Origin of the sequence: Synechococcus sp. H55.9 (genome assembly GCF_047462355.1) — a bacterium.
Classification (GTDB): domain Bacteria; phylum Cyanobacteriota; class Cyanobacteriia; order Thermostichales; family Thermostichaceae; genus Thermostichus.
This window is the reverse complement of sequence record NZ_JANSJB010000125.1, coordinates 1-5372: the sequence shown is the minus strand read 5'-3', so window position 1 is coordinate 5372 and position 5372 is coordinate 1. Positions and strand designations below refer to the sequence as shown.

5 protein-coding genes are annotated in these 5372 nt (G+C 61.9%); 2 read left to right on the top strand and 3 right to left on the bottom strand.

All coding sequences use genetic code 11. From position 1 onward, the window contains the following. Positions 1-296 precede the first annotated feature (296 nt). Positions 297-1148 (bottom strand): Tab2 family RNA-binding protein, encoded by an 852-nt coding sequence (locus NW857_RS12125; protein ID WP_414369081.1) that lies wholly within the window; start codon positions 1146-1148, stop codon positions 297-299. A gap of 19 nt (positions 1149-1167) precedes the next feature. Next, entirely contained in the window at positions 1168-1656 is a 489-nt protein-coding gene (locus NW857_RS12120) for a VOC family protein (protein WP_414335947.1), read from the bottom strand. A 256-nt stretch (positions 1657-1912) separates the two neighbouring features. On the opposite strand from NW857_RS12120, the gene NW857_RS12115 reads away from it, so the two are divergent. Both NW857_RS12115 and gcvT read left to right on the top strand, forming a co-directional pair. Further along, positions 1913-3019, top strand: a complete 1107-nt coding sequence (locus NW857_RS12115) for an energy transducer TonB (protein ID WP_414369079.1) — start codon at positions 1913-1915, stop codon at positions 3017-3019. Positions 3020-3181: 162 nt separating this feature from the next. Next, the gene (gene gcvT / locus NW857_RS12110; protein WP_414369077.1) at positions 3182-4306 is read left to right on the top strand and encodes a glycine cleavage system aminomethyltransferase GcvT; all 1125 of its coding nucleotides are present in this window, start codon (positions 3182-3184) and stop codon (positions 4304-4306) included. On the opposite strand, the gene NW857_RS12105 is transcribed toward gcvT, so the two are convergent. Beyond that, positions 4303-5259, bottom strand: coding sequence for a sigma-70 family RNA polymerase sigma factor (locus tag NW857_RS12105; RefSeq protein ID WP_414335953.1), 957 nt, complete (start codon positions 5257-5259; stop codon positions 4303-4305). The genes gcvT and NW857_RS12105 overlap by 4 nt on opposite strands. Positions 5260-5372: the final 113 nt, after the last annotated feature.

Here is a 5372-nt window from a genome sequence, read left to right as displayed (position 1 = left end):
AGGTTTCCAATTTCTAGGGATCCCCCCGAAGGGGAACCTCTACCCTTATTAAACCCAAGCGGGGCAAGGAATGCAAGACCCATTTGCGAGGGGGTCGGTCGAAGACGGCAAAAAAGAGCCTGGAAGAGGGGGGTGAGAGGCCTGAAAGCCTTGTGGCGCAAGGCATCGAGCGGGTCAACGAAAGAATCGGCCTTTGCGGGATTTGGCGAGGCGCTCGCGGAGCCGCTGCTACCGTTTTTGTGTTGCTTTGCCAACACAGCTAGCTTGAGGATCCACGTAAGGGGCCGACAACGGTTTTAAAGGGGATGCTGCATCAGCCAAAAGCCGGCGAAAGACTGGGCCCGGAAATCGCTTTGGATGGCGAGGAAGTGGATCCCTTGGGCTTGGCGTTGGCGTTGGGCAAAGCCTTCTGCTTCCGCTTGCAGCTTTTCATCTTTTAGTTGCGCAAACAGGTAGCAATCGCTGAGGCCAGCCTCGAACAGCAGCCGTCCCTCCGCCACCGTCAAGTAGGCAGGCTCCATACCGCTCAGCCAGGCTGCTATGGGCAGCGCCCGCCGCGAGGCAATCACCAACCCAGGAATGATGGTGTCAGGCGCCAGGGCCTCCCAGTTTAGGGGGAACAGCTCGCCAAATTCCATTGGCCAGGTCTCGGCATCCCGCAGATCCCCGGCCCGCAAGGTAACGAACGCCCAGCGCTCCCCCTGCAACTTGTCCGGCAGGGGGATGGGATCCGGCGGATCCGTCTCCACCGGCGGCTCGGGGCTGTAGGTAAATTGGGTTTCCTGAGGGTAAACCTGCTCTGCCCGTTCCCGCATCCAGGCCTTGAGGGCATAGACGCGGCGGCTGGGCAGCATCGGGATCCCAACGGCGTTGCAGGCCCGTTGCAAAATGGAGCTCATGCGGGCGCGGAAGACGCGAATGGCCGAAGGGGGCTGGGGGGCCACTTCCAAATAGCTGCGCAACTGTTGGGCCACCCAGGTGCTATTGACCTCTTGGTTGCTGCAGTACTGGGCCTGGCGAAACTGGCCGCTGGCATCGCACACCAGCAGCTCCCAAACCCGCCGCTCCTGCGCATCCCGCAGCGGAACGGCGTTAAAATCCATCTGCCAAATGGGGCCGCGCGCAGGGCCTAGGGGTTGAGTGGCCAAAGGATCCCTCCTGTTCGCGCTATGTGCCACTTTCGCCACCACCTGAGTGGGCCGAGGGGTGTTCCCGCGAGCGGTGCGAAGCCTCATCCCCGACCATGGCCCATTCCCGCTCCCCGAAAATGGCGGTGGTGTGGCGGTAGTGCTTAAACTCCAGCAGGTTGTAAAAGGGATCCTGCAAAAAGAAGGTGCCGTGCTCCAGGGGGGTGCCGACAAAGCGCCAGCGCGGCTCCTGATAGAAAGGCAATCCCCGTGCCTGGGCCCGCTCAGCCAGCGCCTGCCAATCTGCTTGGGCAGGGAAGATCAGGCCAAAGTGGCGGGGGTAGATGCCCCGCTGGGGCCTCAGCTCTTCCTGGGTGAGGTGGGCCACCAGTTGATGGCCATAGAGGTTCAAAATGACTGAAACAGGCGTTTCCCGACCGATTTGGCAACCCAAGCCCTCGCCGTAGTAAGTCTTGGCCAAGGCAATATCGGCAACGGGAAAGGCCAGATGAAAGCGGATGGGTTCCATGGGCTCTCTCGCAAAGCAGCCTGCTCGACTCAGGATCCCTGCTCTTTATCAAGGTAGGCGATTTTGGAACGGCTGCTGCCAGGTGGGATCCCTTCTCAGGCCCAAGCTGTACGCCTTTGCGCAGGAGTGCCAACGGCTCGGATGCTATAACACTAGCTAGTGTGTAATCCGCTCGCGTCAGCGGGACGGAGTGGCCGAGTCTGCAACAAGAGAACTCGGTGTGTTGAGAGGTTTGTAAGAAGGGGCAATCTTGGCCATGGCCAGCATCTGGGTTGAACAGCGCCGCCGCGAGGACGAGTCGCGCGATTTTTTTTGGATGGTGGCGCTGTCCTTGTTGCTGCATGCGCTGGCGCTGCTGGCCTTGCTCTACTGGAGTCGGTTTTGGCCGCTTCGCCAGGAAGAACAAAAAGCCATCGAGTTTATCCTTCTGGAGCCAGAAGATCTCAAGCCGCCGGAAGAGGCAAAGCTGGTTTCAGAAGTGGATTCCCGCGATGGGGGCAAACGGGCGGAAGCCCCTCCTTCCCAGGGCAGTCCACCCCAATCCCAGGCTGCTCCTCGCCAGGAGGCTCCCCAACCCCAGCCGCCGCAACCACAGCAGCCTGCCCCTGTGCCACCACCTGCCCCGGCGGAAGTTGCCCTGGCCACTCCTAGACCTACCCCACCCCCCACACCAACTGCGCCTCCGGCTCCTCCTCGGCCTGCGGCAACCCCAACTGCAGCCCCCCGACCCACTCCCACCCAGACCCCGCCGCCCGTGGCGGCTGCTCCTCCTGCCACGCCGGCTCCCACGCCTCCCCCCACCGCCGAGCCTCTACCCGTGCAGCCCAGCGAGCGGGCTTCGGATCTCAGCCAATTGCAGCCCGTTGCGCCTGCTCCCCAACCGCCGACGGAGGTTCTCCCTGCTGAGCGGCCCTCCGATGCTTCCCAGTTGGGGCCGCCCATCAGCGCTTCCGCTCCCAGTGATGGGGCCGGGATCCAGGGCAGAGGAGCCAGCGGCTTGGCCAACCCCACCCAGTCGGCTCCCAACCCCCCCAGTGTGGCGGCGCGGGCCAATGTGGATTGGGGCCCTTGGCTGGCAGCTTTGCAACGGAAAGTGGAACAAAATTGGATCCCAGGGCAGACCGGCACTTCCCGCCGCACGGTGGTGATCTTCACCGTGGGTCGAGCCGGCGACCTACAGAGCATTCGCTTAGGGCGCACATCTGGCAGCCAACAAACCGACGACGCGGCGCTGACGGCGATTCAGCGGGCGGCACCCTTTTTGCCTCTGCCTGAAGCCTATGAGGGCAACTCGGTGACGATCAACTTCACCTTCGACATCAACGTGTTGGGACAATTAACCGTAGGTGGATCGGCTAACTGACAACGGCCTCACGGTGCTGCCTCCCAAAACGTCGCAGCAGAACTGCAGGGATCGCTCCAGCTTGTCAATTGCGGATCATGGCAGGGACAGAAGGCACTGGACAAGCTCGGAGAATCGGCGACGGTGCGTTTATCCTAGTCCTTGATTCTTAGAGATCCGTTGATGGGCACAACTTCCCTGCAGCGCACCCCCCTGTTTCCCTTCCATCAAGCCTTGGGGGCGCGGTTTGTCTCCTTTGCCGGCTGGGAAATGCCCCTGCAGTACCAGGGGGTGGTGGCCGAGCATCGAGCAGTGCGGGAGCGGGCGGGCGTCTTCGACATCTCCCACATGGGCAAGTTCGAGCTCTGGGGGCCAGAGCTGGGATCCCACCTCAGCCGGCTGGTGCCCAGCGACCTGGCCGCCGTTCGGGCGGGATCCGCTCGCTACACGGTTTTGCTCAATCCGCTGGGGGGCATTGTGGACGATGTCATCTTCTACCGGCATCCACCGGAAGGGGAGCTGGAGCACTGGAGCCTGATCGTCAACGCGGCCACCCGCCACAAAGATAGGGAGTGGCTGCAGCAGCAGGGGATCCCTGGGTTGGAACTGCAGGATCACACCGAGTCCCAAGTGCTGCTGGCGGTGCAGGGGCCGGCAGCGGAAGAGGTCCTTCAGCCCTTTTTGGCGGGATCCCTGAAGGCTTTGCGCCGCTTTCAACACGGGCAGTTTGCTCCTCAAAAAGGGGGATCCTCAGGGGCAAGGGTCTTTGTGGCCCGCACCGGCTACACCGGAGAAGACGGCTTTGAGATCTTGCTTAGCCCCCCAGAGGGCTGCTGGCTCTGGGAGCAACTGGTGCAGGCAGGAGTACAGCCCTGTGGCTTCGGCTGCCGCGATACCCTGCGCCTAGAGGCTGCTTTTTGCCTCTACGGCCAGGACATGGACGAGAGCACCACTCCCCTGGAAGCTGACTTGGGTTGGTTGGTCAACAATCCAGGGGACTACATTGGCAAGCTGGCCCTCGAACGTCAACGCGAGCAAGGGATCCCGCGTCGCCTGGTGGGGTTTCGCCTATTGGATCGAGCCATTCCCCGCAGCGGCTATGCCATCTACGCTCCCAACTCCCCTGAGCCGATCGGGCGGGTAACCAGCGGCAGCCATTCTCCTACCTTGGGCTACGGCATTGGCCTGGGATATGTGGATTCAACTTGGGCCAAGGTGGGATCCCGGCTGGAGATTGAGATTCGGGGCCAGCGCCGGCCCGCCGAAGTGGTAAAAAAGCCCTTCTATAGAGGGGCAGGCTCCGGTTAGCTTGGGGAGTTGAGCTGTCTGCCGGCCTTGGGGGTGGAGTATTCCTGCTGCAGCCGCCGCAATTTCCGCAGGGCCCGCCGCTCAATCTGTCGGACTCGCTCCCGCGAAAGACCGATGTGCTCCCCGATCTCCCGCAACGTCAGGCCCTTCGACCCATCCAGCCCATAGCGGGCCACAATTACCTGCTGCTCGCGTTCGCTCAGTTGGCCCACCAGAGCGCGCACCTCCTCGCAATGGGCAACCCGGTTCAGATGTTCGACCGGATCGTTGTCCTCGTCGGGGATAAAATGTTGCAGCTCGGTGCCGTCTTCGTCCCCTACTCCCACATTCAAAGAACGCATCTCCGCCATGTGGCGGGTGATCAGTTCGCGGTAGTTGTCGCCAATATCCAGCGAATCGAAAACTTCCTCTGCGGCAGGCCGGGATCCCCTTTCGGCGGACAGCTCGCGGTAGCGCCGCTTCACCTGGGAGACCTTCTCGTACATGTGGGCGGGCAGCCGGATCAGGCGCCCCTTGTTTTGGATGCCGCGGTTCACGCTCTGCCGGATCCACCAGGTAGCGTAGGTGGAGAACTTGTACCCCCGCGTGGGATCGAACTTTTCCACGGCGCGGGTGAGGCCGATGGTGCCCTCCTGAATCAGATCCAGAAAGGGCAGACCGCGGTTGCGGTAGCGCTTGGCAATCGACACCACCAGGCGCAGGTTGCACTCCACCATGCGCTTCTTGGCGGCTTCCCCCTGCCGCAGGATCTGCTGCAGCTCCTCTAAAGGGATCCCCAGCCGTTGGCTCCAATCCTCCAGCGACTCGTGCTGCCGCCGCTGCTCCAGAAGGGCCATCATCCGCTGCACTTGGTGGGCCAGACGCAGTTCTTCCTCGGCAGTGAGCAACGAGTAGCGCCCAATGATTTTTAAGAAACGCCCCACTGCGTCTTGCAGCTCAAGATTTTCCGACATATCCAACCCCACACCATAAGTTGATGCCCTGTCAGAATCTTCTCTTCTGCTGTCGCGTCAAGCTTTCTTCCCACTAGGAAGCCGACCTTGCTGCAAACAGCACCTTATTCATA

Coding starts and splice junctions, on each gene's coding strand:
- NW857_RS12105 (WP_414335953.1), bottom strand. CDS start 5,259: ATGTCGGAAAATCTTGAGCTGCAAGACGCAGTGGGGCGTTTCTTAAAA.
- NW857_RS12120 (WP_414335947.1), bottom strand. CDS start 1,656: ATGGAACCCATCCGCTTTCATCTGGCCTTTCCCGTTGCCGATATTGCC.
- NW857_RS12115 (WP_414369079.1), top strand. CDS start 1,913: ATGGCCAGCATCTGGGTTGAACAGCGCCGCCGCGAGGACGAGTCGCGC.
- gcvT (WP_414369077.1), top strand. CDS start 3,182: ATGGGCACAACTTCCCTGCAGCGCACCCCCCTGTTTCCCTTCCATCAA.